The organism is Mycobacterium sp. M26 (assembly GCF_001494595.1).
GTDB lineage: Bacteria > Actinomycetota > Actinomycetes > Mycobacteriales > Mycobacteriaceae > Mycobacterium.
Map to the genome: position 1 here is coordinate 1,980,290 of NZ_LN929908.1, position 26,615 is coordinate 2,006,904.

Sequence of the window (26,615 nt, forward strand, 5' to 3'; positions counted from 1 at the left end):
CCGACCATGACCGACGAAGTACCCGATATCGACCTGGGTATCGACGTTGCCCATGCCGAATTGGACGACGACGAACTGACCCGGGTGCTCGAGGCACTGCTGTTAGTTGTCGACACCCCGGTCAGCGCCCAGACTCTGGCCTCGGTGACCGAGCAGCCGCTGGATCGGATAAGTACCAAGCTGGAGACTCTGGCCGGCGAGCTCACCGAGCGCGACAGCGGTATCGAGCTGCGGGAAGCCGGCGGTGGCTGGCGGATGTACACCCGCGCGCGGTTCGCCCCGTATGTGGAGCGCCTGCTGCTCGACGGGTCGCGCTCCAAGCTGACCCGCGCCGCCCTGGAGACCCTGGCGGTGGTGGCCTACCGCCAGCCGGTGACCCGGGCCCGGGTCAGCGCGGTGCGCGGGGTCAATGTCGACGCGGTGATCCGCACCCTGGTGGCTCGCGGGCTGATCACCGAGGCCGGCACCGACGAGGACAGCGGTGCCACCACGTTCGCCACCACCGAACTGTTCCTGGAGCGCCTCGGTCTGACCTCGCTGACCGACCTGCCGGATATCGCGCCGCTGCTGCCGGATGTCGACGTGATCGATGACCTCAGCGAAACCCTGGACAGCGAGCCGCGTTTCGCCAAACTCTCCGGAGGCGGGCAATCCGCCGGACCGGCCGTTGCCTTCGATGTGGATACCGATGCCTGAACCAGAAGGCGTACGCCTGCAAAAAGTCTTGTCCCAGGCCGGAATTGCCTCCCGGCGGGTCGCCGAGCGGATGATCATGGACGGCCGGGTGGAGGTCGACGGCCACATCGTCACCGAACTGGGCACCCGGGTGGACCCCGATGCTGCCGACATCCGGGTGGACGGCAGCCGCATCGTGCTCGATGACTCGATGGTGTATCTGGCGCTCAATAAGCCCAAGGGTATGCATTCGACGATGTCGGATGACCGGGGGCGACCGTGCATCGGTGATCTGGTGGAACACCGGGTGCGCGGTAACAAGAAGCTGTTCCACGTCGGCCGGCTCGACGCCGACACCGAGGGACTGTTGCTACTGACGAACGACGGTGAACTGGCGCACCGGTTGATGCATCCGTCCTATGAGGTGCCCAAGACCTACCTGGCGACGGTGACCGGTTCGGTGCCAAGGGGTTTGGGCAAGACGCTGCGGGCCGGGATCGAACTGGAGGACGGACCGGCAGCGGTCGATGATTTCGCGGTGGTCGATGCCGTGCCGGGAAAGACGCTGGTGCGGTTGACCCTGCACGAGGGACGCAAGCGGATCGTGCGCCGGCTGCTGGCCGCGGCCGGATATCCGGTGGAGTCGCTGGTGCGCACCGAACTCGGTGCGGTGGCGCTCGGGGAGCAGCGGCCGGGCAGCATCCGGGCGCTGACCCGCAAAGAAGTGGGCGACCTGTACAAGGCGGTTGGGCTGTGAACGTGATCGTGGCGGTCGATGGACCTGCCGGTACCGGAAAGTCCTCGGTATCAAGGGGTTTGGCGCGCGCCCTGGGGGCCCGCTACCTCGACACCGGGGCGATGTACCGGATCGTGACGCTGGCGATGCTGCGCGCCGAGGTGGATCTGGATGATCCCGCGGCGATCGCCGCGGTCTCCGATGTGCCGCTGTCGGTGGGTCACGACCCGGATGTGGACCGCGCTTACCTTGCCGGCGAGGATGTGTCGGCCGAGATCCGGGGTGACGCGGTGACCCGGGCGGTGTCGGCCGTCTCGGCGGTGCCGCAGGTGCGCGAGAAGCTGGTGGCGTTGCAGCGCGAACTGGCTTCTGGCTCCGACAACGTCGTCGTCGAAGGCCGTGACATCGGCACCGTCGTGCTGCCCGACGCCGACGTCAAGATCTTCCTCACCGCCTCGGCCGAGACCAGGGCCCGGCGCCGCAACGACCAGAACATCCGGTCCGGTCTGGGCGATGACTACGAAACCGTGCTGGCCGATGTGCGCCGCCGCGACCATCTGGATTCCACCCGCGCGGTGTCACCGCTGCGACCCGCCGAAGACGCCCTGATCGTCGACACCAGCGACATGACCCAGGACCAGGTGGTGGCCCGGTTGGTCGAACTGGTCGAGCAACGAAGCGGAGCGATGCGATGACCCAGGACGGAACCTGGTCCGACGAGAGCGAATGGGAACTCGGCGAGGAAGGATTCGACGAGGAGTCCGGCGAGGGCGGTGCCCCGCCGCCGGTGGTGGCCGTCGTCGGCAGGCCCAACGTCGGCAAGTCGACACTGGTGAACCGGATCCTGGGCCGGCGCGAGGCCGTCGTGCAGGACCTTCCCGGGGTGACCCGCGACCGGGTGTCCTACGACGCGTCCTGGACCGGACGGCGGTTCGTGGTCCAGGACACCGGCGGGTGGGAACCCGACGCCAAGGGTCTTCAGCAGTTGGTGGCCGAGCAGGCCTCGGTGGCCATGCAGACCGCCGACGCGATCATCCTGGTCGTCGACGCCGTCGTCGGCGCCACCACCGGCGATGAAGCGGCGGCCAAGATTCTGCGCCGTTCGGGCAAGCCCGTCTTCCTGGCGGCCAACAAGGTCGACAACGAGAAGATGGAAGCCGAGGCCGCCGCGCTGTGGTCGCTGGGTCTCGGTGAGCCACACGGGATCAGTGCCATGCACGGTCGCGGGGTGGCCGACCTGCTCGACGAGGTGCTGGCCGCGCTGCCTGAGTCGTCCGAAGTCGGTGCTGTCACCGGCGGTCCGCGCCGGGTGGCCCTGGTCGGCAAGCCGAACGTCGGCAAGAGTTCGCTGCTCAACCGGCTGGCCGGTGCGCAGCGCTCGGTGGTGCACGACGTCGCCGGCACCACCGTCGACCCGGTGGACTCGCTGATCGAATTAGACGGCAGGATATGGCGTTTCGTCGATACCGCCGGGTTGCGCCGCAAGGTCGGCCAAGCCAGCGGCCATGAGTTCTACGCCTCGGTGCGCACGCACAGTGCCATCGACGCCGCCGAGGTGTGCGTCGTCCTGATCGACGGTTCGCAGCCGATCACCGAGCAGGACCAGCGAGTGCTGACGATGGTGATCGAGGCGGGCCGCGCGCTGGTGCTGGCGTTCAATAAGTGGGATCTGGTCGACGAGGACCGCCGCTATCTGCTGGACCGCGAGATCGATCTGCAGCTGCACCAGTTGCAGTGGGCGCCGCGGGTCAACATCTCGGCCATGACGGGCCGGGCGGTGCAGAAGCTGGTACCGGCGATGGAGACGGCGCTGGAGTCCTGGGACAAGCGGATCTCCACCGGTCAGCTCAACACTTGGATCAAGGAGGTCGTGGCCGCCACGCCACCGCCGGTGCGCGGCGGCAAGCAGCCCCGGATCCTGTTCGCCACCCAGGCCACCGCACGGCCGCCGACGTTCGTGCTGTTCACGTCGGGTTTCCTGGAGGCCGGCTACCGGCGGTTCCTGGAACGGCGGCTGCGGGAGACCTTCGGGTTCGAGGGCACTCCGATCCGGATCAACGTGCGGGTCCGGGAGAAGCGCAAGCTCAAGCCGCGCTGAATCCTCGGTTCGAAGCGTTCTGGTGGCGTTCGCACAGTAGATTGGCAGCATGAGGTTTGCTGTCGCGGGCGTTGCCGCCCTGGTGATCGTGGGTGCTCCCGTCGTGGCGGTGCTGTCCGGGGTGACGTCCGCTCCGGCCCCGCAGATGCTGGCCTGCCAGGAGACCGACCAGGAGGACAGCTTCTCGATGAACTGTGCTCCTGCGGTGATCCCGGATACCACGGACCAGTTGACCGAAGCCGAAGTCGCCGAGCCGGGCTGGAATGCCCATCCCGGCGGCAACGGCGGCGGTGGCGGCGGCCACGGGCACGGCTAACCGCCGTCAGCCGTTGAGCCACACCCGCTTTCCGTAGCTGTCCAGATGCACCACCTGCTCGACGGGTTTGCGGGTGGTGGGTCCGTAGCGTCCCTTCGGCCAGCCCAGCGGGACCACGCACACCGGTGTGACGCTGAGCGGCAGGCCCAGGATCTTGCGGGCTGAGGCGACATTCCACAGCGGCATGGTGATCAGCGAGGCGCCCAAGCCCATGGCGCGGGCGGCCAGCAGAAGGTTCTGCACGCTGGGATAGATGGAGCCGAAGAACGAGGTCTCGGCGACGAACGGTGACGGCACATAGGGCGGGCGTCCGCCGCGCAGGCAGGGGATCACGAGCACCGGGATCTCGCTGAAGTGCTCGACCTGCCACTGCACCGCCCGCAGGATTTTCTGCATCGACTCGTCACCGGCGGTGCGGCGCTGGCCGATCTTCTCGTAGATGGCCCACGGCTGGCGGTAGCGCTTTCCCAGCTGATCCTTGGTGTGCTGGTCCTTGACGACGATGAACTCCCAGTTCTGGCCGTTGGATCCGGTGGGTGCCCGCAGGGCCAGTTCGATGCACTTGAGCACGATCGCGTCGTCGACCGGATCAGGCCGCACCCGGCGCACCGCGCGCTGGGTCATCATCGCCTCGACCAGAGGCATGTCGAGGGCGGCCAGGGCCTCCTCGGTGGTCGGGATGGGGCTGGGGGAGTCGCTCATGAATCCGAGGCTACGGCGCTTGCTTGCGGGCGAACAGCTTTCGTCCGTTGGAGTCCCCTAGGGTTGTCGGGTGTCCGTCGCCCACATGATCCTGATCGCGCTGGCCGGAATGGGAGCGGGGGCGATCAACTCGCTCGTCGGCTCGGGGACGCTGATCACCTTCCCGACCCTGGTGACACTCGGGTATCCGCCGGTGACGGCGACGATGTCCAATGCCATCGGGTTGGTGGCCGGCGGGGTGTCCGGAACCTGGGGGTATCGGCGCGAGCTCACCGGGCAGTGGCGACGACTGCGCTGGCAGATCCCGGCATCGCTGACCGGGGCGGGTATCGGGGCCTTCCTGCTGCTGCACCTGCCGGAGAAGGTCTTCACTCAGGTCGTGCCGGTGCTGCTGATCGGGGCGCTGGCGCTGGTGATACTGGGCCCGCGGATTCAGGCCTACGCCCGGCGGCGCGCCGAGGAGGCCGGCCGGTCGGCCGAGCACGTGTCGGCGGCGCGGATGACGGCGCTGGTGGCCGGGACGTTCGCGGTCGGGGTGTACGGCGGCTACTTCACCGCCGCGCAGGGCATCCTGCTGATGGGGGTGATGGGCGCGCTGCTGCCCGAGGACATGCAGCGGATGAATGCCGCGAAGAACCTGCTGTCGCTGCTGGTGAACATCGTCGCGGCGGTGGCCTACACGGTGGTGGCGTTCGACCGGATCAGCTGGGCGGCGGCGGGCCTGATCGCGCTGGGCTCGCTGATCGGCGGCTGGCTGGGAGCGCACTACGGGCGGCGACTGTCGCCGAACGCGTTGCGCGCGGTGATCGTGGTGGTCGGCCTGATCGGGCTGTACCGGCTGCTGTCGGTGTGAGACACCGGTGCCCGGATTCGGGTCTGCGGTGGGGGTTGGGGTAGTCTTTCGTCCTGCTGCCGGCGATCCCGGCAGCGCCGCGGGCTGTGGCGCAGCTTGGTAGCGCACTTGACTGGGGGTCAAGTGGTCGCAGGTTCAAATCCTGTCAGCCCGACTGAGGTTCTTGCAGTTCAGAGGCGGTTTCCGAGACATCGGCAGCCGCCTTTTCCGCACTGTGCCGGTCGAGGAATTCGATGACGGCGGAGGCGAAGATATCGTTGCGGTCGCCGACGACCATATGCCCCGCGCCGCGAACATCAGTGAACTCGATCTGCGGATAGCGCGCGAGCAGCCGGTCGGCATTCGCCTGGCTGACCAGATCGCTCATCTGGCCACGCACCAGCAGCATCGGCGTCTGGTCTTGCAGAATCCTGCCGATGGCGGTGTACAGACGTTCGTGGTCGCCGATCTCGACCGGTCCCTGCGTCGTCATGCCCGTGATGAAGCGCGGATCCCAGTGCCAGTACCAGCGATCGCCGCGGCGGCGCAGGTTGGTGGCCAGGCCGGCCAGATCGGTCGGCCTGGCCCGGTGCGGGTTGAACCCGGCCAGCACGTCGGCCACCTCGTCCAGCGATGCGAACCCATCACTCATGTTGTCGGCCATGAAGTCGAAGATGCGCCGGGCACCGGACTCGTCCATTTCGGGCACGATGTCGACCAATACGACGGCGCGCGCCACGCCGGTGGCGATCTCACCGGCGAGCAGCATCGCGGTGAACCCGCCCAGGGAGGCGCCGATCACCACCGGGCTGTCGGGAAGAGTGCGCAGCACCGCGAGCACGTCCCCGGCGAAGCTGACCACCCGGTAGTCACCGTCTTCGGCCCAGTCCGAGTCACCGTGGCCGCGCAGATCGACGGTGACGGCCTGCCAGCCGCGGGCTGCTACGGCTGCTGCGGCCTTGGCCCACGACCGGCGGGTCTGTCCTGCTCCGTGCAGAAAAACTACCGCGGGCGCGTGCGCAGCACCGCGACGGTCGCAGGCGATGTCCAGTCCGCCGTCGCTCTGGACGGCGAAGGTCTGCACGCCGGGGAGGCTCATCGCCGTGATCGTGTTGTGGACTTGACCGAGCTGGCGGCGACCGTGCGGTGGCGCCGGCGCGTTGCCAGGGGACGGTGAGCGTCGACCTCGGACCGAAAGACTGGCCCCACCCAACGACGTAGATAGGCCCGCAACGCCTTTCCCGTGCGCAGGTCCGCCGGGTCGACCATCACCAGCTCGATGATGCGCAGCATGTACTCGCAGATCTCCTCCAGCTGCACATCGCCGATTCCGGCGGCGCGCCAGTCGACGTCCAAGCGCTGCAACAGGTCGCGATTGAACTGGATCACCTCCGTCGAGGTGATCCGTTGAGAGGCTCTCGGCAGGTCGTAGGAGAACAGCAGCCGAATCCCCTTTTGTTCGGCAAGAAAATCGATCGTGAATGCCAATGCTTCCAGCAGCGCTTCCACCGGATCCGTCACGCCGGCGAGGTGCTCGGTGATGCGGTCGGAGAACCGTACGGCGGCCCGCACTGCGACGGCTTCCAGCAGCGCTCCCGTTCCGGGAAAGTGGTTGTAAACCGTCTGGCGTGAAATTCCCAGTGCCCGAGCAACTTTCGCGACATTGAATTCGCCCTCGTCGGACTTGATCACGGCGTCGGAGGCATCGAGGATCCGTTCGATCGCTTCCTCGTCAGACGCAGGGGCTGAGCCCCCCCAACCACGGGTGCGCATCGTGGCTCACCGCGCCTTACGGCTGTCGAACGGCGAGCAATGCATGCCTGCGATTGTGTTGGCGGCGGGGGACAGTGTCAATCACCCGACCCGATTGGACACTCTTGACTCAAGTGTCCAATCATCCCTACTCTCGGAGAAGCATCGCCTCGGTACGGTGCGGCGGAGAGGATGGAACCGCATGACGGATGTGACATTCCGCAAGATGCGCTTCGACATCGACGAATCGGTGCCATTCCAATGGCATCCGGCCAATCCCGCCGCGGGCATGATGGCCAACGCCATCTCATTCATCGCAGTCGGTTTCGAGCGCTACATCGTGCTGGCGGTCAAAGAGGCGCTGCAGTCGCGCATCACCGATCCCGAGTTGCGAGCCGAAGCTGAAGTCTTCCTGGCCCAGGAGTCACAGCACTCCGCGGCACACCGTCGTCATGTCAAGGCACTGACCGCACGCTATCCCGGTCTCGCCGACGTGCTGGACCGGGTGATCGCATCCTACGAAACTCTCTTTTCAGCAGAAGATTTGAACTTCCATTTGGCCTACGTGGCCAATATCGAGGCATCCTTTCCGCCGATCTTCGGGTTCTTCATCGAACGACGTGACTGTTTGTACAGCGGTGACAACCGGGTGGCGTCGCTGTTCCTGTGGCACTACATCGAGGAGATCGAGCACCGCAGTTCGGCGGACATCATCTTCGAAGGTGTCGTCGGCAGCCGGCGCTACCGGCTGAGCACGGTCCGCCGCACATGGCGCCACCTGATGGAGGTGCTCGACATCGTCATCGCCGGATTCACCGAGCATGTCCCGTCCGGCGACATCGGAATCAGTCCGCAGGCGTTCCGCACGGTGATCTTCCGCAACGAGGCCATCTATCGGATACCTATGCTGCGCAGGCGGTTTCCGCCGCAGGAACAGCAACTGCTGGCCGGAGTCAGTACCCCGCGACTGGTGCGGATGTTCGGCGGGATCGCCTTGTCGCAGCTTCCGGGCCGGCGGCCCGCAGACGCCCCGGTACCGGATTGGTACTACACCTGGATGCGCAGCTACGCCGCCGGGGAGGACATGGCTCACTACTACGGGACTGCGTGCGCGGGTTGATCGCGTCGACAAGACGGTGTGTTGTCCACTGCGTGGATAGATCTGGTCGGCAGCGCCACAACGGTGAAGCGGACGCACGGTGGCCGTCACAGTCGCCGCCTGTGTGGGCTCCCAGGGTCGCGACGAATCGAGCATTGTGGTGGCGCGACAAGCAGGCCCAATTCTTTGGCGGCTCGTCACGAGTGCCGTCACGGGCTGCGCTCTAGCTTCTCTATTGACGCCATTGGCGTTGCTCGCGGATGCCGGTTTTCTCCTTTCCGGCCGAGGTGAGCGGCTGGGGCGGTCGGCGGAGTGTTCAAGAAGGGGGCACTCGGCTGCCGCCCCGGCCCCCTGGCCGTGTCCGGCGTAGCCTTGCCGCCGAGATTCACAGCGATGTTGCCATCCTCCATCGACGCGCTATAAATCAACGGTGAGCACACACGTGAATCTGACCGCGCAGGAAACCGCGCTGATCGACCAGTCGCATCCCGCCGCGCTGGAGCGCATGGACGCCGCGGCACTCAAGGACCTGCAGGGTCAGCTGCGACGCGCCCGCGACAAGAACTTCAGCCAGTTGCGGCGCCAGGGCGCGGCCCGGGTGGAAGCCGAGGGCGCCCGCGGGGCCGCCCAGCCCGCCAACGAGAAGCGCGGCGAGAAGGTCGACGTGTTCGACGAGGCGCTGGCCCGCGTGCAGGCCCGCCTCGACACCCTGGCGGATTAGCTCGCCGCCTCCTGCTGCAAGCCACCGCCGCTGCCGCCGAATCCGCCGCCGCCACCGGTCCGCTCCACCTGCTCCGCCCATGGCGTCCTTGCTCGCACCCTCGCCACCGAACCCGCCGTTACCGCCGCGTCCGCCGAACACTCCCGCGTTTCCGCCGCTGCCGCCGTTTCCGCCGTTGGCACCCGGGGACCCGATGCCACCGGACCCGCCATTGCCGCCACTGCCGAACAGCAGGCCGCCGCCACCGCCGTCGCCACCGTTGCCGCCGCCGGCGGCGCCGGTGCCCCCATCAGCACCGAACCCGGCGATCAGACCACCGCGACCACCGTTTCCACCGTTGATGTGTTGGTCATTGCCATTCCCGCCCTGCCCGCCGTTGCCGAACAGCCCCGCGTTCCCGCCATCTCCGCCGTTGACGCCGTTTCCGCCATTACCGGCCAACAATCCGCCGTTGCCGCCATGGCACGCGGTGCCACAGGTGGTGGGGTCCGGGGTGTAGCCGTTGCCGATCAGCAGGCCGGCGTCAGGGTGTTCGGCGGTGCCGTCACCGACCAGGACCATGCTCAACGGTGCCGCCGCAGGGCCCGGTGATACCGCTGTGCCGAGGCAGGGTGATCCTGGAAGGCATTGGATGGCAGCGGTATTCGGATCGGCTGACGCTGACGCTGCAGTCATTGCCGACATCAGATAGCCGGTTCCGGCCAGCGCGGCACCGGCCAGTGCAGTGCGCAGGTAGGGCGGCGAGGACGCCAGGGAGCGGTGTTTAGCCATGGGCGGCAACCTTTCTCGCGCGGCCGATCTTCAGCGGGTGCACGATGGCAGGCATCCCATGCCAGAGGTCATCCTGTGCGTCGACGGCATAGCCGTGTGCGGTCATCAGCTCGACAGTCGGGCGGTTGCACACGCATCCCCCGGCGAAGCCGCGCCAGGCGCGCATGAGTGCGTCCTGGCATGCGGCGATCAGCGTCGACCGCGACCGCACGTGTTCGATGAACAGCACTTGACCGCCGGGGCGCAGTACCCGTGCGATTTCCCGCAGTGCGGGGGCGGCATCCTCGACCGTGCACAGCACCAGGGTGCTGATCACGGTGTCCACCGACGCATCGGCTAGCGGCAGGCGTTCGGCGGGTGCATCGAGAACCCGGGCGTGGCGGTCATGGCGTGCCAGTCGGCGCTCGAGCTTGCGGCGCATACCGGGTTCGGGCTCCGCGAGCAGCAACGTGTCAACGGCCTTTGGGTAGTGCGGCACATTGAGTCCGGTGCCGGCGCCGATCTCCAGGACCCGGCCGTAGGCCTGCGCCAGCAGCTCACGGCGGTGCTGGCGCATCCCGACGATCTCGCCGAACCATAGGAACGGGTCGTAGAGCACCGCCATCACCCGCAACCAGCGGGTCGACGTGGTCGGGGCATGCGCGGTCTCGGTCATACCCGGAATCTAGGAATCGGCACGGTGTGGCCGCATCGCTCGATGCGGCCATCTTCTCCGGATGGCCGGTTTCGGCTACCTCAGAGCAGACCCAGGCGCGCGGCTTCGGCCACCGCCGCCGTACGGGACGTCCGACCCAGCTTGCGCCGGATGTTGGCGACATGGCGGTGGACGGTATGCGGGCTGAGCACAAGCTGTTCGGCGATTTCCCGGTCAGCCAGGCCGCGGGCAATACAGGCCAGGACTTCCCGCTCCCGGTCCGACAGCAGCACCGGATCATCCCCGGCGGGTGTCATCGATGCCTGCTCTGCGGTCAGGGCCTGGCGACAGGCGCGCGCGACCGATTCCACGTCGCCGTGCCAGGGAAAGTGCGAACTACCCTGCAGCGGAACGAATGTCGCTCCCGGGATCGTCGCGGCCACCTCGCGGCCGAGCCGGTAGGGCACGGCACGGTCGTCGCGTCGGTGTACGACCACGGTGGGGGACTGGATCCGCGGGAGGTGCTCGCGCACATCGAGGCGATACACCAGAGCCAGCAGGGCAGCAGCGGTCTGCGCGCTGGCCGAATCACGCTGCAGGCGGGCGAACCGATCATGGTCGGCGGCGTCGCCCCCGTCGAGGAACAGATCGCTGAGCATCCGGGAACCCAGACCCCAGTGCGCGCGGACCGCACCGATGATCGCCTCGTCGACGCCGGGTGGCGTCAGCTGCTGACCGTCGGTGTAGGAGCCGTAGAGGACCAGGCGATCCACCCGCTGCGGATGGGCCGCGGCGAAGGCCACGGCGGTACAGCTGCCCGATGATCCACCCAGCAGTGACACCCGGTCGATCCCGAGTTCGTCGAGCAGCGCCTGCAGCACCGCGACTTCGCCATCCAGGATGAGATCCGCGTCGCCGACGATGCGGTCCGACATACCCACGCCGAGCCGGTCGTAGCGGATCAGGGTGTAGCCCTGCGCGACGGTCTCCCAGAACCGTCGTACCGCCGGGTCCTGCCAGTCGAGTTCGAGATGGCTGACCCACCAGGCCGGAGCCACCAGTGGCGGCCCGCTACCGCGCACCTCGAAGGCCACCCGGCGGCCATCGAAGGGCAGAAAGCGGATCTGCGACTTCCCGGACATCGTGTTGAGCCTACGGCGGGACCGCGGCGCAGCTGGGAAGTACAGAGAGACGGCTGGGGCTACAAGACGTAGTTTCCGATCAGCTTTCCTATCGTGTTGATGTCAACCTGACCCTTGAAGTCGAGGTGAACTTTTCCCAGGCCTGAGAACCACAGCTCCAATTCAGCATCGAGGTCGAAGCGTCCGGCAGATTCGATGCTCCAAGCCTGGACCTTGCTATAAGGAAGGGACGAGTAGTCGCGCTTCTTTCCGGTCAATCCCTGCACGTTGATGGCTATGAGCCGCTTATTCGTGAAGACGACGGAGTCGCGCATGCCCTTGAAGCTCAGATGAACAACTTCGCCGTCCACCAGGATTGGGGCTAGCTCTTGTGCAAAGGGCCTTGGATCAGTTGGACCGAGCTTTGCGAAGGTGCCGTTTTGGAAGTCGATCATCACTGAAACTTAGCGCGGTCGGAGGTCGTATCCAGCCCTTCTTACATTGACCACGTACTGGTCCACCAATAGCCAGACAGGTGGGTCGCAGCCCGGCTACCGTGTGTTTTCCCGCAGGATTCGCGGACGACGGGTTGGCTGAGGGGGGTGCAGGCGTGGGTGCGTCACGGTGGGTCGGTCGAGTAGGGATGCTCGCCGTCGCCTTGGGCATCGGCACTGCCATCGCCTCCGGTTCGGCCATCGCCGCCGCCGACACCGCCGGTGACACGGGCTCCTCGGCGACCACCACCCGTTCCGTCGGCTCGCCGTCACCACGCGGACCGCAGAAGCGGCCCACCACCGCCGGCACGACGGCGCGCACGCAGCTGACCCCCGCCCGGTCGGCCTCCGCACGCCCGAGAGCGGTCCCGGCGCGCACGGCGCCGCGCAGGGTCGCGGCACAAACCAGCGCACCGTCGTTCGACGACATCGTCGAGTACACCTTCTTCAACACGTCGCCGACCGCCAGCCCGGCACAGAACCCGGGGCAATCTGCCACCGGTGTGGTCACCGGCGATCTGCGCGCCAGCACGACCAACGACGGCGTGCTGACCTATGCGCTGACCACCGCACCCACGCACGGCAGCGTCGACATTCACGCCGACGGCACCTACACCTACACGCCCACCAGCACCCTGGCCGCGGCCGGCGGCGTCGACAGCTTCACCGTCACGGTAGACAACGGCAGTACGTTCCGGCTCACCGGTCTGGCCGGCGCAATCCAGGCCATCCTGCACTCGCTGGCCCAGGCCGTCGGCATCAGCCGATCCGACACCGTGCTCACTACCGTCCCCGTAACCATCGCCGCCACAAGTCTTTACGACGGGTTCGACGGACCGGCCGGAGCCGCGCCCGATCCCACCAAGTGGTCTCCCATCGAAGGAACCGGGTGGGACATCGGGGTGCAGGACTACCGCGCGGGCAACGCTGTGCTGGACGGGCAGGGCAATCTCGTCATCCAGGCGGTCAAGACCGACACCGGTTACACCTCCGGGCGGGTGCAGACCAGAGACCTGGCCAGCTTCGGCTACGGCACCTTGACCGCACGGATCAAAATGCCGTCAGGACAAGGACTGTGGCCCGCGTTCTGGTTGGTCGGTGCCGACGAGAGCACCAATCCGTGGCCCGGCGCAGGGGAGATCAACGTGGTGGAGATGGTCAACGAGGCCGTCACCCACTATTCGGCGATTCACGGGCCGATCACCGGCGTCGGGGACTACCTCCAGGTCCAGATCACCGGCACCGGAAGCGATCTGAGTACCGACTTCCACAACTACTGGGTGACCCGCGCCGAGAACTCCATCACCGTGGGTGTCGACGACACCGTCTGGGGAACGTTTACGCCCGACATGCTGCCGCCGACCGCACAGTGGGTGTTCAACAAGCCGTTCTACGCGATCCTCAACCTCGCCGTCGGCGGCCCGTGGGCCGGACCGCCCGACAGTTCCACCCAGTTCCCGGCCACCATGCTCGTCGACTGGGTGGAGTGGAAACCGGCGTCCTGAGACCAACGCCATCGTCGAGCAAAGGGTCGTGCCGTCAATAACCGGCCGCCGCCTGCTACGGTAGAACAGTTCCAACTGGTCCTCGGCTGCGCGGATCTTCCATGCCGCGCGGGCCACCCTGCCCCTGCCGCTCGATGCAGGTGAGGTGTGATGGTCAACCAGTTAACGGATGCAGTCTTGCTATCCGAGCTCGAACCCACTGCAGAGGCCAACCTCAACCGGCATCTCGCGGCAGCGGTCGATTGGCACCCGCACGAGTATGTGCCCTGGGAACGAGGTCGGAACTTCGCCGCGACGGGCGGTACCGACTGGGCTCCGGAGCAGTCCCCGCTGGGCGAGGTGGCTCAGGCGGCGATGATCACCAACCTGCTGACCGAAGACAATCTGCCGTCCTATCACCGGCAGGCTGCCGACAACTTCTCTCTCGACGGAGCCTGGGGCACCTGGGTGGGCCGCTGGACCGCTGAAGAAGGCCGGCACAGCATCGCCATCCGCGACTACCTCGTGGTCGGGCGCGGTGTGGACCCGGTGGCGCTTGAACGTGCCCGCGTCGAACACGTCACCAACGGGTTCGGGCCGACCGCCGAGGAGGAAGCCCGGCACAAAACGGATTTCCTGCTGTCGATCGCCTACGTGTCCTTCCAGGAACTGGCCACCCGCGTCAGCCATCGCAATACTGGCAAGGTGTGCGACGACCCCGTCGCCGATCGGCTCCTGCAGCGGATCGCCGCCGACGAGAACCTGCACATGATCTTCTACCGCGATATGTGCGGTGCGGCTCTCGATCTCGCGCCCGACCAAGCACTGGAAGCCATTGCCGCCGTGGTGGAAAACTTCCGGATGCCCGGCCAGGGGATGCCGAACTTCCGCCGCAATGGCGTGCTGATGGCCAAGCACGGCATCTACGATCCGCGTCAACACCTCGACGAGGTGCTCCTGCCGACCCTGCGCAAGTGGCAGCTCTTCGACCGCACGGACTTCACGTCGGTGGGGGAACAGCGCCGCGAACAGCTGGCGGACTACCTGACGACGTTCGAAGCCCAGGTGCGCAAGTTCGAAGAACAGCGCGACCGTCTGCTGGCCCGTAAAGCTCAGAAGGCCGCGCAGTAGATCAGCCGGCCGCGCACCCGGACAGGAATAGCTTCGCCGGAATGGTCGCGTCGGCCGGTGGGGTGGTGGTGGTCGGGTTGGTCCCGCACACCTTCGCTTTGTCCTGGAGCACCCAGAACTGGCCCTCGGCGCGGAACACGAACGACGTCGGGGCCCCCTGGTTCGGGTTCTGCGTGCTGGCCAGCAATCCGCTGGTCACCGCCCAGCCGTCGGCACACTCCAGATTGTCGATGCTATAGACGTTGTCGCTGCCCAGCGAGCGCGCCGCGGACGTCGCAGCGTCGGCGAGTTTCTTTTTGCTGCAGTGAGTTTCGCCGCCAACCTCGGCTTCTGTGGTCTCTGTCTGCGTCTGCGTCTCTGTCTGCGTTTGGGTCTGGGTCTGGGTCTGGGTTCGGGTCTGCGTCTGGGTTTGTGCCGTGGTGGCCGGAGACGTCGAGCTGGCTGCCGGGTTCTCCGTCACTTGCACGCAGCCGACGGTGGTCATCCCAACCATCAGGAGTACTGCGGCGAGGTGACGGTTCATTGTGGCCTCCATTAATTGACGGTGATGCTTGGCAGGGTACCGCTCGGGGCGCTGGATGCCAGTCCGGCGAAGTAACTTCCCGACCACATCCACAGACCGGCCTGCAGTCGCAGCGATGTGCTGCCGATCCCTGCGTCACCGTCGGCGGCGGCGATCATGCTCGAGAGCACCGCAGCCTTGCTGACCATCAGGTACGCCGAACTCAAATCCACCAGCGCCGCATAGGATGTCGGCGACAGCCCGCCGGCCGCGACGATGGCTTGCCACACGAATCGTCCGGCGCCGGTAGCACTTTCAAGCACCTTGCTCCACACAGCCATCTCCGCCCAGCCCAGCGTGGTCGGCTGGTCCAGCTGCGTCAGGGCGCTGTCATAACGGGTGGCCAGTTCCAGCGGGAAGGCGCTGGAATTGCAGTCCAGGAATCCGTTGCAGGTCAGGGTGTCGGCCATTGACGGCACGCCCGGCGGCGGGTTCTCCAGCACCACTTCGAGATAGCCCTTGTTGTATCCGTACAGCGCCAACAGCACCGGCACTGACAGGTGTGCAACGGTATTGACGATCCACGGGTTGCTCTGTGCCGCGCCGACCAGGCCGGCTGCCAATCCGTCGAACAACCGCAGGCCGAGCGCTGCGGGCGAGAGGTCGATCACCGGCGCGGTCGCGGCGGTCACCGTGGCCTGGGTGGCGGCGGTGGCGGTGTCACGGAGGTTGTCCCGCAACCAGATTCCACCGAAGTACCCGGAGACCGCGAGGTTGCCCAACAGCAGCCGGGTCTGATCCGGGGTGACAGTGGGGTCGGCGAGTTGCTCGAGGCTGGCCACCGCGAGATCGCCGAAGAAGAAGCGCGGGCTGTCGGCTGGATCACCACCACCGGCGACGTAGTTCGCCGCGAACTCGGCGATCACGTCTCGGGACACGGTGAACGACGCTCCACTTTCCACCGGCATGGCGGGAACGTCGACCGACACGGTCTGCGGTGTCGAGGTCAGCGGAGCGGGGTCGGGTGAGCCGGTGTTCGCCTCGGTGGGCGCTGTGACGAGGACGCGTCGCGATCCGGCCACCGTGGACGCGGCGGGGCGCACGGCGGCGGCCGAGCGAGTGCGTGACGCCGCGGCCGGTCTGGTCTTGGCGGCCTGCCGCGCCGAATGCCCAGCGCTTGAGGAGGTCGCACGCGAGGCGGACGGGCCCGGCCCGGAATCAGCGTCCGGGGTGGCCCATGCCGAGCCGGCCCCGAACAGGACGGCGGCGCCGACACCGAGCCCGATCGCCAGACCTCCGACTCGGCCGATGTACCTCGAAGCGCCCATGCTTCCTTCCCCGGGCAATGATGCCCTTGACTGCTCGCCTGCAGAGGCTATCAGTCCAGCAAATATTCACGCAGGCGCTCGGTGGCCTCAGTCGTCGTCCAGCGCACGACGCACCGCCACCAGCGTCTCGTCATCGCACAGCCCCTGCGTGTGCGCCACGGCGGCCGCCTCCGAGGCGTCGGCCACCAGATAGAGCGGAATGCCCTCGTCGCGCAGGGCTGCCGCGCGTTCCGAAACCTGCCGGTTGCGGTCGTCGTCCTCGGAGCCGACCAGGCGGATCAGCACCAGCTTGACGTGGCCGGGGAAGTCGCGGGCCATCTCCTCGTAGGTCAGCGGATCACGCTGACCGCTGTCCCCGATGAGGACGAACTGCATCCCGGGGTAGGCCTCGAACAGCCGCCGAATCGCCGTGCGTTTGTGTTCGGCCCCGCTGCGCCGTAGATAACGCTCGGTGGGACCCCAGTCGGTGAGGAACATCGGGCCGGTGGGAAAGTCGCGCAGCTCGGCGAACTGCTCGAGCAACGGATAGAACGACCAGCTTCCGGTCGAGACATAGAAGAAGGTCGGCTTGGGTTTGCGGCTGCCGGATCGAGTCGGCAGACCCCGCTGCAGCCCCCGATACAGCGCCGACATCCCCGGTATCGCCCGGCGCTGCTCGGCGTCACGCAATAGCGTGCGGGTCACCATGGCCACCCCTTCGGTGAGCCCGGTCAACAGGATTGTGTCGTCGATGTCGGAGATCACCAGGAACGGCGCCCGCAGCGAGGGCTTGACCACCGACCCGGTACCCGATGCCGTCTCACCGTCCTCGATCGGCTGCGTCTGCGCCACCGCCGTATGCCACCCGACCCGCAGGCCCGGCACCGGCAGCGCGAAGGTGGCGAAACCATGATCGTCGGTGATCTCAGTGGCCGCATGCGCGCCGATCCGCAGCGTGACCTCGGCGCCGACGATATGCAGTGCAGCGTGCCTGCGCAGGTTGGCCTGGGCGACGTCCCAGTACGGAATTCGGCTGTCGCCGGGCAGTTCCGGGGCCTCGATCACCCGGACCCGCACCCGCGCCACGTCGTCGGCGACGAAACCGCGGTAGACGATGACGTGCACCCCGCGAAACGCACCCGACTGGATCTTCTGCTCGCGCCGCCGCGCGGTGAGCTTGCCTTCGATTCCGGCCACCGCACCGGCCACCTGCGGGCTGCGCAGCGTCGCGGTGAACTCCGAGGCGATGCGACGGGGGAGGCGTGGCATGGGTTCAGCATGCCGATGACCGCGCGGCTGCGCCGCATTATCGGGTCATCCCAGGATTCGGTCGGCCTCGCGCAGTCCACTCAGATACGCCCCGTGCACGGTGGCGAAGTGCTCGGGGTAGGTGGCTTCGCCGGCGAAGAGCAGCCGGTCGGAGGCCGGCTCGGCCAGTGCGTTCTGGTCGGCCGGGCTCGATCCGACTGCCAGATAGCTGTAGGAGCCGCGGGCGTATGGGTCGGCCGCCCACCGGGTGACCAGCGACCCCTTCACCGCAGGCGCCCCCAAGGCGGCGCGCACCTGCTCGACGCTCTGCTGATCCGAGAGTTGTTCGCGGTCACGGGCGGCCGCACCGCCGCGCACTCCGATCAGGAGCGGCCCCGCGCCGAAGGACAGCCCGTTGACCAGCACCGGCAGCGGCGCGTCGGGACCGGCCAGCCCGATCGCATCGGGCGAGGTTGGCCAGAAGGGCGTGTCGAAACTCAACACGACCTTGTCGAGCACGCCGACGCCGAGGCGCTCGATCGCGGTGCGCTTGGCTGCCGGAAGGGCAGGTTCGAACGTGATGGTGCCGGCCTTGAGCACGCCCAGCGGGACGGTGACGATCACCCGGTCACCTGCCAGCGCCCCGCGCGAGGTGTCGACGCGGACCTGCGTGCCGTCGTCGGTGATCCGGGTGACCTCGGTGTCGAGCTGAATGGTCAGGCCGTCGGCGAGATGGCGGGCCAGCTGCTGATATCCCTGGGGCAGGATCAGGTCCGGGCCGTCGAACTGTCCCTCGGCGCCGAACCACCGCAGCGACAGTTGCTCGGGGTCGGCGGCGTACTCCGCGGCGATGTCGGTGGCCACGTGCCAGGTGGTCAGCGAGTCGTCGAGATCGGTGACCCGGGCCAGGGCATTCTCCAGCGAGGCGTCCGGCGCGGCATCGGCGGTCATCGAGGTGACCTTGTCCAGCGCCGCCTCCCATGCGCCGGTGGCTTTCTCGATGGCCGCCTCGCCGACCTCGGTGCGCCCCTCGTACAGCACGAGATTGTCCCAGTCGGTTTCAGAGGTCCGTGCGCCAGCCTTCTCGGCAAGGGCGACAAGGGGATTGCCCTTGGTGCCGTGAATCCACGCCGCACCGAGGTCGATCGGCACGCCCAGCGAGGTGTCGGTCCACATCCGGCCACCGATCCGGTCACGGGCTTCGAGCACCGTGACCGTAATCCCGGCGTCGGCCAGTTTCCGTGCGGCAGCCAACCCCGCCATCCCGGCGCCGATCACCACGACGTGCTCGCCGGTCCGGGCCTGCTCGGACCCGCAGGCCGCCAGCGCCGCCGCTGCCGCCAAACCACCCGCGCCGCAGAGGAAGTCACGTCGCGTCAGCCCGGCCATGTTGCTGAGGTTAAGCCCGAGCGCCGTCGCCGCGCGGGAGGTATCGCCACACTGCTCTGCCACACTGGTGTGGTGAGCGATAGGGAGTCCCTGGTTTCGGGTGTCTCGGACACCGCACGCTGGGTCGCGGTGTACCGGGCCCAGGAATCCGCCCGGCCCGACGCCCTGTTCCGCGACGATCTCGCCGACCTGCTGGCCGGCGAGCAGGGCCGCGCGATCGTGGCCGCGGCACCGCGCCGGATCCGGGATGGCTGGTGGTTGGTGGCGCGCACCAAGCTCATCGACGATCTGATCGAAGACGCCATCGCCCAGGGCTGCGATCGCGTGCTCAACCTCGCTGCCGGCCTCGACACCCGGCCCTACCGGCTGGACCTGCCCGCTGATCTGGTGTGGGTGGAGGCCGACCTACCGGCCCTGGTCGCGGAGAAGGACCGGCTATTGGCTGACCGGACCCCGCGCTGCCAGCTGTCCCGCCACGCCGTCGACCTGGCCGATCCGGCGGCCCGGGACCGCTTCCTCGATGAGGCGCTCGCGGGTGCCCGCAAGGCGTTCGTGCTGACCGAGGGTCTGCTCATGTACCTGTCCGCCCAGGACGTCACCGGGCTGTCGGCCGCCTTCACCCGTCCCGAGATTGCCTGGTGGACATTCGATTTCGCCTCCCGTGGCCTCCAGAAGACGATGAACGAGAAAGCCGACGGCCTGCTGCGCAACGCCCCGTTCACCTTCGCCCCCGACAACGGCCTGGCGTTCTTCGAAGACCTGGGGTGGACGACGGTCAGCGTCGAGTCGGTGATGACGGCGGCCTACCGGTACCGGCGGCTGCCCCGGCTCATGCGGCTGCTCGCCCGGCTCCCGCAACCGGACCCGCGCCGGCCGGGCACCAAGGTGCTCAGCGCCGTTGCCTGCATGACGCGTTAGGCCAGCATCGGGTCGATAGCCGAGCGGGGCACCAGCACCTGCAGCGGTCCGGCCGCCTCGGCCAGCAGCGTGCCCTGGCTGAAGAAGAAGATCACCCCGTCATTGGTGATGGCGAAGTTCTGGTAGTTGGCCGGGTCCAGGCCGGCGCCGGCGGGGATCACCACCTGCTGGCCGGTCTGCTTCTGCAACTCGGCCGCCACGATCGGGTACACCACCGGAAGTGGATCGGCGGTGGGCTGCCACAGGGTGTCCCAGGTGATGGCCTTGCGGTAGGTCTGATCCCAGTTGAACGACGCGTAGGACGTCTCCGGGTGCGCACCGCCGGTGTTCCGGTAGGTCTGCAGTACCACCGCCTGCGTGCCGCGCGGCGGGACCGACGAGTTGTAGGTGGTCGCGGTGATGTCCAGGGCGTACGGCAGGTCGTGCGGGGCGGAGGACTTGGCGACGTTGAGGAACTCGTCGCGGGTCTTGCTGACGTAGTCGGCGATCGACTTGGTGTCGGGATAGCTGCTGGGGAAGCTGATGGACACCTCGTAGGCCGGATCGTTGAGCTCGATCTGGCAGGTCTGCCCGGTGTCGACGCCCTTGAGATCGGCGCAGTAGTTCTTCGGTGCGGCCGAGGCGACTGCTGGGCAACTCGCTACGGCGGCCGCCGTGACCAGGGTGGCAATTCTCAGTGTGCGCATGGTTCGACCTTCCTCCCCGTCCCCGGGCGGTGCCGTCACCGCCGAGCACATGCTAGGACACCATCCTGATCGGCGTCCTGATCGTGGTGCCGTAGCAGCAGCACGCTCAGCAGGCTGACCGCGCAGAAGCCGGCCATCATGACGGCGATCGCTCCGCTGCCGTGGGCGCTCATCAGCACAGGTGACAGGACGGGCGGGATTGCGCCGCCGGCGATTCCGGCGAGGTTGCTGGTCATCGCCGTGCCGGTATAGCGGTAGTCGAACGCGAAGATGCCGGGGATGAATGACGCCATCGGGCCCATCACGATGCCGGTGATCGCGTAGGTCACCACGATGGCCAGGCCGTAGAGCAGCGGTTCGCCTGTTTCGATCATCGGGATGACGACGAAGGACCAGGGCACCGCCAACGCAAACCCGGCCGCAATCGTGCGCCGGGCCCCGATGCGACGGCTCAGCGTCGCGGACGCAAACACCAGCGCCACCGTCGCCAGTCCGCCGAGAACCCCGACGACGAAGATGTCGGTCCGGGAAATGCCGGCTTGGCGGTGGGCCAGAGTCGTGAAATAGGTGCCAGCCTGGAACGCCAGCATGAACAGTCCGCTCATCACGCCGACGGCCAACAGCAACTCGGTGGCCTGTCGACGCAGCAGCTGCAGGATCGGTACCTCGATCGGGCGTTCGGGGGCCTCGGTGAAGACCGCCGTCTCGTCGACCTTCAGCCGGATGTACACGGCGGTGCCGAGTAGTACGGCACTGAGCAAAAACGGTATGCGCCAACCCCATTCGAGGAAGGCGGTACTGGCGGTGCCCAGCAGGGTGTGCGCCAGCAGGAACACCAGGTTGGCCAGGACGAGTGCGCTACCGAGCCCCAACTGGATGAACATACAGGCATACGAACGCTTTTCACGGGGAGCGCTCTCCGCACATAACAGCGCCGCACCCGCCCACTCGCCACCCACCGCGAAGCCCTGGATCAGCCGCAGCGCAATCAGCAGTGCCGGTGCGGCCAGGCCGATGGATGCGGTGGCCGGAATCAGACCGACACCCACCGTCGCGAGCCCCATCATCAGCAGCGTGATGACCAGAGTGCGCTTGCGTCCGATCCGGTCACCCATGTGGCCGAAGAACGCGGCACCGACCGGGCGGGCCAGGAATGCGCTGGCGAAACTGCCCAGCGAGGCCACCGTGCCCATCGTGGGACCCAGGTGCGGGAAGAACACCACCGGGAACACCAAAGCGGCCGCGGTGCCGTAGATGAAGAAGTCGTAGTACTCGATCGTCGAACCGACGTAGCTGGCCATGGTGGCGCGGCGCATCGTGGCCCGCGCGGGCACCGCGATACGTCCGGGATGTTCCCGCACTGACTGCATCGGATCATCGTCGCCGGATCCGGCCCGCCGCGGTGTCGGCCGGTCGACGGGTCCGGTGGGGGATTGTGTTGTCCCCCAATCGGAGGACCGGGTCAGCGGCGCCGAGTAGCGTGATGACGGCGAACCGATCTGCGACGAACGAGCTCGAGGTGCACAACCATGCGTGCGATACATGACATCCTCGACGCGCACGGCGGTCTTGAGTACTGGAATTCGCTGTCGGCCATCGATATCGAGATGTCGGCGTGGGGCTTCCTGTTCACGGCGAAGCGGGTAGCGCCGCAGCGGCACGCGCGGTTGACGGTGGACACCCGTGCACCACACGTTGTGCTGCATGACTATCCGGCACAGGGCCGCAGGGCAGTCCTTCACGGCGGCGTCCGTGTCGAGATTCTCGACGCCGCCGGTGCTGTCGTCGAGTCACGGGACAATCCCCGCGATGCCTTCCGTTCCGGTCGCGTACTGCGCTGGGATGCCATCGATTTCGCCTACTTCTGCGGCTACGCCATGTGGAACTATCTGAGTTTGCCTTTCCTGCTCGTTGCCCCTGGCGTCGCCGTGGATACCTCGCCGGAGCCCACCCCTGCTGGCTGCACCCGATACCGGGTGCGTTATCCGCCAGAGGTACCGACACATTCGCAGGTGCAGGACCTCCACTTCGACAACTCGGGTCGTCTGCTGCGCCACGACTACACCGCTGAGGTGGTCGGTTCCTGGGCCAAGGCCGCACACATGTGCCGGGACTACCGGCAGTTCGGTGGCTTGTGGTTGCCGACCACACGACGGGTCTATCCCCGAGGTCCGTTGAACCGTCCGCTACCGTTGCCGACCTTGGTCGCCATCGACATCCACAGCGCCACCCCGTGCTGACTCAGAGCAGCGACTGAATCCAGTCACGGGCGAAGTACACCACGAAGCCGGCGGTGACGATCCACAGCAGCGGGCTGATCTCGCGGGCCTTGCCGGCGGCCGACCGCACCACCACCCAGCTGATGAATCCCACGCCGATGCCGTTGGCGATCGAATAACTGAACGGCATCACCGCCACCGTCAGCACCACCGGTAGCGCCACCGAGAACTCGGAGACGTCGACGTGGCGAAGCTGGGAGAACATCATCGTCCCGACGATCACCAGTGCGGCGGCGGCCACTTCGCTCGGCACGATCGAGGCCAGCGGCGAGACGAACATCGCCGCCAAAAACAGCACGCCGGTGACCAGGTTGGCCAGCCCGGTGCGCGCGCCTTCCTCGATGCCGGCCCCGGACTCGATGAACACCGTGTTGGAGGAGGCGGAGACGCCGCCGCCGACCATCGCTCCGGCACCTTCGACGATCAGCGCCGAGCGCAGCCGCGGAAACTTGCCCTGCGCGTCGGCGACACCGGCCTCACGTGACAGGCCGGTGAAGGTGCCCATGGCGTCGAAGAAGTTGGCGAACACCAGGGTGAACACCAGCATGGTGGCGGCGAGAATGCCGATGCGGCTGAAGCTTTCGAGGCTGAACGCGCCGACCAGTGACAGGTCGGGCAGGGCGAACGGTGATCCGGACAGGGTCGGCACCGACAACGACCAGCCGCCGGGGTTCTTCACCGCCGGACCCAGATGCCAGATGGCCTCGATGGCCATCGCGACCAGGGTGCCGATCACCAACCCGATGAGAATGCCACCCCGGACCCGGCGCACCACCAGGATGGCGGTGAGCAACAACGTGAAGATGAAGACCAGCGTCGGGACGGTGCTGATGGATCCGTTCCCCCCGCTGCCCAGCCCGACCGGGGGAGAGGGCACCCCGGTGGACTCGATGAAGCCGGAGTCGACCAGACCGATGAAGAGGATGAACAGACCGATGCCCGCGGTGATGGCCAGCTTCAGTTGCATCGGCACGGCGTCGAACACCATCCGGCGCAACCCGGTGGCGGCCAGCACCACGATTATCAAGCCGTTGATCACCACCAGGCCCATGGCCTCGGGCCATGTCACGGTGCCCACCACCGTGGTGGCCAGGAACGAGTTGATGCCCAGGCCCGCGGCGAACGCGAACGGCAGCCGGGCCACCAGACCGAAGACGATCGTCATGACACCAGCGGCCAGAGCCGTGGTGGCCGATACCTGACCGAACTCCAGTTTGTTGCCGGCGACGTCGGGAGCGCCGGCCAGGATGATCGGGTTCAAGACGATGATGTAGGCCATCGCGATGAACGTGACGAGGCCGCCACGGATCTCCGCACCCATCGTCGACCCTCTGGCCGACACCTCGAAAAACCGGTCGAGACGATTCACGTCTGGAACCCTAAGATCCCGGGCACGGAAATTCCGTGTAACGGCGAGCCGCGCGTGGCGCACGATAGCGGCATGACGTCGGGGCGCGGAACCCGGACGGCGCAGCGCCGTTCGACGGTACTGCTCGCGGCGCTGGGTCTGATCACCGTGACTGCGGCCGTTCTGCAGACCGGCGTCGTCCCCATTCTCGGCGCCATCGCCTCCACACTGCAGTCGCCCGCGGTGGACGTCAGCTGGGTGCTCACCGCGAACCTGCTCGCGGCGGCGGCAAGCACCCCGCTGATCGGCCGGCTGGCCGACGTCTACCCCAAGAAGACGGTGCTGCTGGTGGTGCTCGCCATAGTTCTGGCCGGATCACTGCTCGCAGCGACTACCACGTCGCTGCCCCTGCTGGTGGTGGCCCGGGTGCTGCAGGCCGGGTCCTTCGCCTTGTTTCCAGTTTGCGTCTCGATTCTGCGCGACGAGATTGCTCCGCAGCGCCTGGTGCGGGCCATGGCGGTGCTGTCGGCGACGCTGGGTCTCGGCGGTGGACTGGGGCTGGTGCTGACTGGGCTGCTCTCGACGAGCGGCGCGGACTATCACGTGGTGTTCTGGCTGCACTCGGCGATGTCGGTGGCGGTGTTGATCGCCGCCGCCCTGGCCGTCCCCCGGCGACCCGGGCAGGGCCGGGTGCACATCGACTGGCTGGGGGCCGTTGGGCTCGCGGTTGGTCTCTCGGCGCTCCTGCTGGCTCTGACCCAGGGGCGCGGCTGGGGCTGGGGATCGCCGAGAACACTGGCTGGGGGCCGTTGGGCTCGCGGTTGGTCTCTCGGCGCTCCTGCTGGCTCTGACCCAGGGGCGCGGCTGGGGCTGGGGATCGCCGAGAACCGTTGCGACCGCGGTGGGCGGGGTGGTGGTTCTTGCGGTGTGGTGGTGGTGGAGTCGGCGCATCACCGCACCACTGGTGTCGACGGCGATGCTGTCGCGGCGTCCGCTTCTTCTCACCAATGCCGCGACGGTACTGGTCGGGATGGGTCTCTACATCGCCTTCCTCGGGGTGACCGACTTTGTCGAGGCGCCTGCCGGGCGAGGTTATGGCTTCGGGGCCACTGTGCTCGAGGCCAGTCTGGCGTTCCTGCTGCCCGGCGCGATCGCGGCAGCGCTCACCGCGCTCGTGGGCGGCTACTACGTCGACCGTTTCGGTGCTCGTGTGGTGGGGATGGTCGGCGCCGCGGCCGGTCTGGCCGGGTTCGTGTTGCTGGCCGTCCTGCACAACACCGGTTGGGAGATCGTCGCCGGCTACGTGCTGGCCAACGCCTACATCAGCCTCGCCTACGGGGCGTTACCCGTGCTGGTCGTCGATGAAGTGGAACCCACGGAGACGGCCGTTGCCACCGGGATCAACGCCATCGCCCGGACGGTGGGCAGCGCCATCGGTGCGGCGGTGGTGGCGGTGCTCGTGATTCCCAGCGACGTGGGACAGGTACCGGAAGGCGACTTCGTCGCCGTCTTCACCGTGGGCGGACTGACGGCGCTGGTCGCGATGGTGCTGTTGTCCCGGGTGAAGTCGGTTGTCCCGCAACGGCTGTCAGGTCAGCCGACGTAAATCTCATTACCCGAAGGGTACCCACCGCCATTGGTGGCGATGTGGACATGGGTGTAATGGTTGGCATCGTCGGAGCCGTAATTGCCCATCAGTGACGGGGCGCCGTTGTGCGAGTACAGCACCCGCCGCCAGATCACGTGGTTCAGCGACAGCCGGTCGGCGTTGGCCAGCGCGAACGCCGCGATCCGGTCACCGAGTGCCTTACCCGCCGGAGTTTGGTAGTTCGGGATCATCACGTCGATGGCCAGGCCGTTGGGATGCCACTTGAGGGCATCGGCGCGTACCCCGCCGATGGTCGTGATCTCCGGGAAGTACGCGCTCACGAGCCGCTCGGCGAGGATGGTGTTGACCTGCAGCCCCTTCTCGTCGCAGCGGCCCACGGGAAGCACCCGCCGGTTCGCCGCGGCCCGGCTGGCCGCCACGTCCGCTGCGGACATGACGATGTAATGGGCGGCAACCGGTGCGGTGCGGATGTCGAGGTCGGTCGCGGCCACCAACTCCGCTCCGTGGGCCTCGATGCTCGCCGGCGGGGTGCCCGGATGGGACACGGTACTGCTACCGACGGCGAGGACGATGACGGCGGGGATGGCGGCCCGCACAGCGCTGCTGATCGACCAGCGGCGCCGTGGCTTGGCTAACCGATGCTTCCCCACGCGCGGCACTTTACCTGCCCTGTCCTGCGGCGATGGCATCGTTCGCTATCTTCGGTGCCTCGCCGAAGCGGGTCCGAAGGGCAGCCGTGACGGCCGCGGCCGTTGCTATGTTG

General features: G+C 67.3%; 27 protein-coding genes, 1 tRNA gene and 1 pseudogene. 14 read left to right on the forward strand and 15 right to left on the reverse strand.

The features are described 5' to 3' along the window. The first annotated feature begins 6 nt into the window (after positions 1 to 6). The 5 genes from scpB to BN3385_RS18740 are packed head-to-tail and all read left to right on the forward strand — an operon-like array spanning position 7 to position 3,825. The gene (gene scpB, locus BN3385_RS18720) at positions 7 to 696 is read left to right on the forward strand and encodes an SMC-Scp complex subunit ScpB (protein ID WP_059018901.1); all 690 of its coding nucleotides are present in this window, start codon (positions 7 to 9) and stop codon (positions 694 to 696) included. Beyond that, positions 689 to 1,432, forward strand: a complete 744-nt coding sequence (locus BN3385_RS18725) for a pseudouridine synthase (RefSeq protein ID WP_059018903.1) — start codon at positions 689 to 691, stop codon at positions 1,430 to 1,432. The genes scpB and BN3385_RS18725 overlap by 8 nt, the downstream gene beginning before the upstream one ends. Continuing rightward, the gene (gene cmk, locus BN3385_RS18730) at positions 1,429 to 2,106 is read left to right on the forward strand and encodes a (d)CMP kinase (protein WP_059018905.1); all 678 of its coding nucleotides are present in this window, start codon (positions 1,429 to 1,431) and stop codon (positions 2,104 to 2,106) included. Before BN3385_RS18725 ends, cmk begins: the two co-directional genes overlap by 4 nt. Then, complete coding sequence (gene der / locus BN3385_RS18735) at positions 2,103 to 3,509, forward strand: ribosome biogenesis GTPase Der (RefSeq protein WP_059018906.1); 1,407 nt, start codon at positions 2,103 to 2,105, stop codon at positions 3,507 to 3,509. Before cmk ends, der begins: the two co-directional genes overlap by 4 nt. Positions 3,510 to 3,558: 49 nt before the next feature. Beyond that, on the forward strand, positions 3,559 to 3,825 hold the full coding sequence (locus tag BN3385_RS18740) for a hypothetical protein (protein ID WP_059018908.1): 267 nt from the start codon (positions 3,559 to 3,561) through the stop codon (positions 3,823 to 3,825). A 6-nt stretch (positions 3,826 to 3,831) separates the two neighbouring features. On the opposite strand, the gene BN3385_RS18745 is transcribed toward BN3385_RS18740, so the two are convergent. Further along, positions 3,832 to 4,527 carry a nitroreductase family protein gene (locus tag BN3385_RS18745; protein WP_059018909.1) on the reverse strand — a complete coding sequence of 232 codons (696 nt, stop codon included), beginning with the start codon at positions 4,525 to 4,527 and terminating at the stop codon, positions 3,832 to 3,834. Between the two features lie 85 nt (positions 4,528 to 4,612). Here BN3385_RS18745 and BN3385_RS18750 point away from each other — a divergent pair, with 85 nt between their 5' ends. Continuing rightward, entirely contained in the window at positions 4,613 to 5,380 is a 768-nt protein-coding gene (locus BN3385_RS18750; protein ID WP_197415315.1) for a sulfite exporter TauE/SafE family protein, read from the forward strand. 80 nt (positions 5,381 to 5,460) lie between these two features. Further along, positions 5,461 to 5,534: transfer RNA gene (locus BN3385_RS18755), tRNA-Pro, on the forward strand. Here BN3385_RS18755 and BN3385_RS18760 read toward each other — a convergent pair. Together BN3385_RS18760 and BN3385_RS18765 are read right to left on the reverse strand one after the other, a co-directional pair. After that, complete coding sequence (locus tag BN3385_RS18760; RefSeq protein WP_082690543.1) at positions 5,526 to 6,458, reverse strand: alpha/beta fold hydrolase; 933 nt, start codon at positions 6,456 to 6,458, stop codon at positions 5,526 to 5,528. The two genes, BN3385_RS18755 and BN3385_RS18760, sit on opposite strands and share 9 nt — an antisense overlap. Further along, positions 6,455 to 7,132 carry a TetR/AcrR family transcriptional regulator gene (locus BN3385_RS18765; RefSeq protein WP_082690544.1) on the reverse strand — a complete coding sequence of 226 codons (678 nt, stop codon included), beginning with the start codon at positions 7,130 to 7,132 and terminating at the stop codon, positions 6,455 to 6,457. The genes BN3385_RS18760 and BN3385_RS18765 overlap by 4 nt, the downstream gene beginning before the upstream one ends. Before the next feature lie 181 nt (positions 7,133 to 7,313). On the opposite strand from BN3385_RS18765, the gene BN3385_RS18770 reads away from it, so the two are divergent. Then, positions 7,314 to 8,231 (forward strand): metal-dependent hydrolase, encoded by a 918-nt coding sequence (locus tag BN3385_RS18770; RefSeq protein ID WP_059018913.1) that lies wholly within the window; start codon positions 7,314 to 7,316, stop codon positions 8,229 to 8,231. A 403-nt stretch (positions 8,232 to 8,634) separates the two neighbouring features. Here the strand turns inward: BN3385_RS18770 and BN3385_RS28285 are convergent, their stop codons facing one another. From BN3385_RS28285 to BN3385_RS18790, 4 genes are all read right to left on the reverse strand, one after another. Beyond that, a complete protein-coding gene (locus BN3385_RS28285) occupies positions 8,635 to 9,702 on the reverse strand; it encodes a hypothetical protein (protein WP_156432802.1) in 1,068 nt (355 codons plus the stop codon). Then, the gene (locus BN3385_RS18780) at positions 9,695 to 10,357 is read right to left on the reverse strand and encodes a class I SAM-dependent methyltransferase (protein WP_059018917.1); all 663 of its coding nucleotides are present in this window, start codon (positions 10,355 to 10,357) and stop codon (positions 9,695 to 9,697) included. Before BN3385_RS18780 ends, BN3385_RS28285 begins: the two co-directional genes overlap by 8 nt. An 80-nt stretch (positions 10,358 to 10,437) precedes the next feature. Further along, positions 10,438 to 11,478, reverse strand: a complete 1,041-nt coding sequence (locus BN3385_RS18785) for an alpha/beta fold hydrolase (protein ID WP_059018918.1) — start codon at positions 11,476 to 11,478, stop codon at positions 10,438 to 10,440. A gap of 59 nt (positions 11,479 to 11,537) precedes the next feature. Continuing rightward, on the reverse strand, positions 11,538 to 11,912 hold the full coding sequence (locus tag BN3385_RS18790; protein WP_059022140.1) for a PH domain-containing protein: 375 nt from the start codon (positions 11,910 to 11,912) through the stop codon (positions 11,538 to 11,540). Between the two features lie 155 nt (positions 11,913 to 12,067). Here BN3385_RS18790 and BN3385_RS28700 point away from each other — a divergent pair, with 155 nt between their 5' ends. Then, positions 12,068 to 13,456: a family 16 glycosylhydrolase gene (locus BN3385_RS28700; protein ID WP_197415239.1), complete on the forward strand. Its 1,389-nt coding sequence runs from the start codon at positions 12,068 to 12,070 to the stop codon at positions 13,454 to 13,456. 150 nt (positions 13,457 to 13,606) lie between these two features. Further along, positions 13,607 to 14,566 carry an acyl-ACP desaturase gene (locus BN3385_RS18800; protein ID WP_059018920.1) on the forward strand — a complete coding sequence of 320 codons (960 nt, stop codon included), beginning with the start codon at positions 13,607 to 13,609 and terminating at the stop codon, positions 14,564 to 14,566. 1 nt (position 14,567) lies between these two features. Here BN3385_RS18800 and BN3385_RS18805 read toward each other — a convergent pair whose 3' ends face one another. The 4 genes from BN3385_RS18805 to BN3385_RS18820 form a co-directional block, all read right to left on the reverse strand. Then, positions 14,568 to 15,089: a hypothetical protein gene (locus BN3385_RS18805; RefSeq protein WP_156432803.1), complete on the reverse strand. Its 522-nt coding sequence runs from the start codon at positions 15,087 to 15,089 to the stop codon at positions 14,568 to 14,570. 11 nt (positions 15,090 to 15,100) lie between these two features. Further along, positions 15,101 to 16,396 (reverse strand): hypothetical protein, encoded by a 1,296-nt coding sequence (locus BN3385_RS18810; protein WP_059018923.1) that lies wholly within the window; start codon positions 16,394 to 16,396, stop codon positions 15,101 to 15,103. 87 nt (positions 16,397 to 16,483) lie between these two features. Then, complete coding sequence (locus BN3385_RS18815; RefSeq protein ID WP_059018925.1) at positions 16,484 to 17,644, reverse strand: phosphatase domain-containing protein; 1,161 nt, start codon at positions 17,642 to 17,644, stop codon at positions 16,484 to 16,486. Between the two features lie 45 nt (positions 17,645 to 17,689). Then, positions 17,690 to 19,012, reverse strand: coding sequence for a flavin monoamine oxidase family protein (locus BN3385_RS18820; RefSeq protein WP_059018927.1), 1,323 nt, complete (start codon positions 19,010 to 19,012; stop codon positions 17,690 to 17,692). 72 nt (positions 19,013 to 19,084) lie between these two features. Here BN3385_RS18820 and BN3385_RS18825 point away from each other — a divergent pair, with 72 nt between their 5' ends. Next, positions 19,085 to 19,930, forward strand: a complete 846-nt coding sequence (locus BN3385_RS18825) for a class I SAM-dependent methyltransferase (RefSeq protein ID WP_231748764.1) — start codon at positions 19,085 to 19,087, stop codon at positions 19,928 to 19,930. On the opposite strand, the gene BN3385_RS18830 is transcribed toward BN3385_RS18825, so the two are convergent. Together BN3385_RS18830 and BN3385_RS18835 are read right to left on the reverse strand one after the other, a co-directional pair. After that, positions 19,927 to 20,616, reverse strand: a complete 690-nt coding sequence (locus BN3385_RS18830; protein WP_059018928.1) for an esterase — start codon at positions 20,614 to 20,616, stop codon at positions 19,927 to 19,929. The genes BN3385_RS18825 and BN3385_RS18830 overlap by 4 nt on opposite strands. Before the next feature lie 35 nt (positions 20,617 to 20,651). Continuing rightward, entirely contained in the window at positions 20,652 to 21,986 is a 1,335-nt protein-coding gene (locus tag BN3385_RS18835) for an MFS transporter (protein WP_059018930.1), read from the reverse strand. Positions 21,987 to 22,145: 159 nt separating this feature from the next. On the opposite strand from BN3385_RS18835, the gene BN3385_RS18840 reads away from it, so the two are divergent. Further along, entirely contained in the window at positions 22,146 to 22,856 is a 711-nt protein-coding gene (locus BN3385_RS18840; RefSeq protein ID WP_059018932.1) for a hypothetical protein, read from the forward strand. A 1-nt stretch (position 22,857) separates the two neighbouring features. Here the strand turns inward: BN3385_RS18840 and BN3385_RS18845 are convergent, their stop codons facing one another. Further along, entirely contained in the window at positions 22,858 to 24,264 is a 1,407-nt protein-coding gene (locus BN3385_RS18845; protein ID WP_059018934.1) for an NCS2 family permease, read from the reverse strand. Between the two features lie 72 nt (positions 24,265 to 24,336). Here BN3385_RS18845 and BN3385_RS29355 point away from each other — a divergent pair. Continuing rightward, positions 24,337 to 24,873 (forward strand): annotated as a pseudogene (locus BN3385_RS29355) (MFS transporter); the annotation flags it as partial. 211 nt (positions 24,874 to 25,084) lie between these two features. Beyond that, positions 25,085 to 25,849, forward strand: a complete 765-nt coding sequence (locus BN3385_RS29360) for an MFS transporter (protein ID WP_353612236.1) — start codon at positions 25,085 to 25,087, stop codon at positions 25,847 to 25,849. Here BN3385_RS29360 and BN3385_RS18855 read toward each other — a convergent pair. Then, positions 25,837 to 26,502 (reverse strand): VldE C-terminal domain-containing protein, encoded by a 666-nt coding sequence (locus BN3385_RS18855; protein ID WP_059022146.1) that lies wholly within the window; start codon positions 26,500 to 26,502, stop codon positions 25,837 to 25,839. The genes BN3385_RS29360 and BN3385_RS18855 overlap by 13 nt on opposite strands. Positions 26,503 to 26,615: the final 113 nt, after the last annotated feature.

Bases quoted from the DNA above. Each gene is read 5' to 3' on its own strand.
- scpB (WP_059018901.1), top strand. From the start codon at position 7: ATGACCGACGAAGTACCCGATATCGACCTGGGTATCGACGTTGCCCAT.
- BN3385_RS18820 (WP_059018927.1), bottom strand. From the start codon at position 19,012: ATGGCCGGGCTGACGCGACGTGACTTCCTCTGCGGCGCGGGTGGTTTG.
- BN3385_RS28285 (WP_156432802.1), bottom strand. From the start codon at position 9,702: ATGGCTAAACACCGCTCCCTGGCGTCCTCGCCGCCCTACCTGCGCACT.
- BN3385_RS18815 (WP_059018925.1), bottom strand. From the start codon at position 17,644: ATGCCACGCCTCCCCCGTCGCATCGCCTCGGAGTTCACCGCGACGCTG.
- BN3385_RS18725 (WP_059018903.1), top strand. From the start codon at position 689: ATGCCTGAACCAGAAGGCGTACGCCTGCAAAAAGTCTTGTCCCAGGCC.
- BN3385_RS18770 (WP_059018913.1), top strand. From the start codon at position 7,314: ATGACGGATGTGACATTCCGCAAGATGCGCTTCGACATCGACGAATCG.
- der (WP_059018906.1), top strand. From the start codon at position 2,103: ATGACCCAGGACGGAACCTGGTCCGACGAGAGCGAATGGGAACTCGGC.
- BN3385_RS18805 (WP_156432803.1), bottom strand. From the start codon at position 15,089: ATGAACCGTCACCTCGCCGCAGTACTCCTGATGGTTGGGATGACCACC.
- BN3385_RS18835 (WP_059018930.1), bottom strand. From the start codon at position 21,986: ATGCAGTCAGTGCGGGAACATCCCGGACGTATCGCGGTGCCCGCGCGG.
- BN3385_RS18830 (WP_059018928.1), bottom strand. From the start codon at position 20,616: ATGCGCACACTGAGAATTGCCACCCTGGTCACGGCGGCCGCCGTAGCG.
- BN3385_RS18785 (WP_059018918.1), bottom strand. From the start codon at position 11,478: ATGTCCGGGAAGTCGCAGATCCGCTTTCTGCCCTTCGATGGCCGCCGG.
- BN3385_RS18790 (WP_059022140.1), bottom strand. From the start codon at position 11,912: ATGATCGACTTCCAAAACGGCACCTTCGCAAAGCTCGGTCCAACTGAT.
- BN3385_RS18780 (WP_059018917.1), bottom strand. From the start codon at position 10,357: ATGACCGAGACCGCGCATGCCCCGACCACGTCGACCCGCTGGTTGCGG.
- BN3385_RS18810 (WP_059018923.1), bottom strand. From the start codon at position 16,396: ATGGGCGCTTCGAGGTACATCGGCCGAGTCGGAGGTCTGGCGATCGGG.
- BN3385_RS18840 (WP_059018932.1), top strand. From the start codon at position 22,146: ATGCGTGCGATACATGACATCCTCGACGCGCACGGCGGTCTTGAGTAC.
- BN3385_RS18765 (WP_082690544.1), bottom strand. From the start codon at position 7,132: ATGCGCACCCGTGGTTGGGGGGGCTCAGCCCCTGCGTCTGACGAGGAA.
- BN3385_RS18745 (WP_059018909.1), bottom strand. From the start codon at position 4,527: ATGAGCGACTCCCCCAGCCCCATCCCGACCACCGAGGAGGCCCTGGCC.
- BN3385_RS18750 (WP_197415315.1), top strand. From the start codon at position 4,613: ATGATCCTGATCGCGCTGGCCGGAATGGGAGCGGGGGCGATCAACTCG.
- BN3385_RS18760 (WP_082690543.1), bottom strand. From the start codon at position 6,458: ATGAGCCTCCCCGGCGTGCAGACCTTCGCCGTCCAGAGCGACGGCGGA.
- BN3385_RS18800 (WP_059018920.1), top strand. From the start codon at position 13,607: ATGGTCAACCAGTTAACGGATGCAGTCTTGCTATCCGAGCTCGAACCC.
- BN3385_RS18740 (WP_059018908.1), top strand. From the start codon at position 3,559: ATGAGGTTTGCTGTCGCGGGCGTTGCCGCCCTGGTGATCGTGGGTGCT.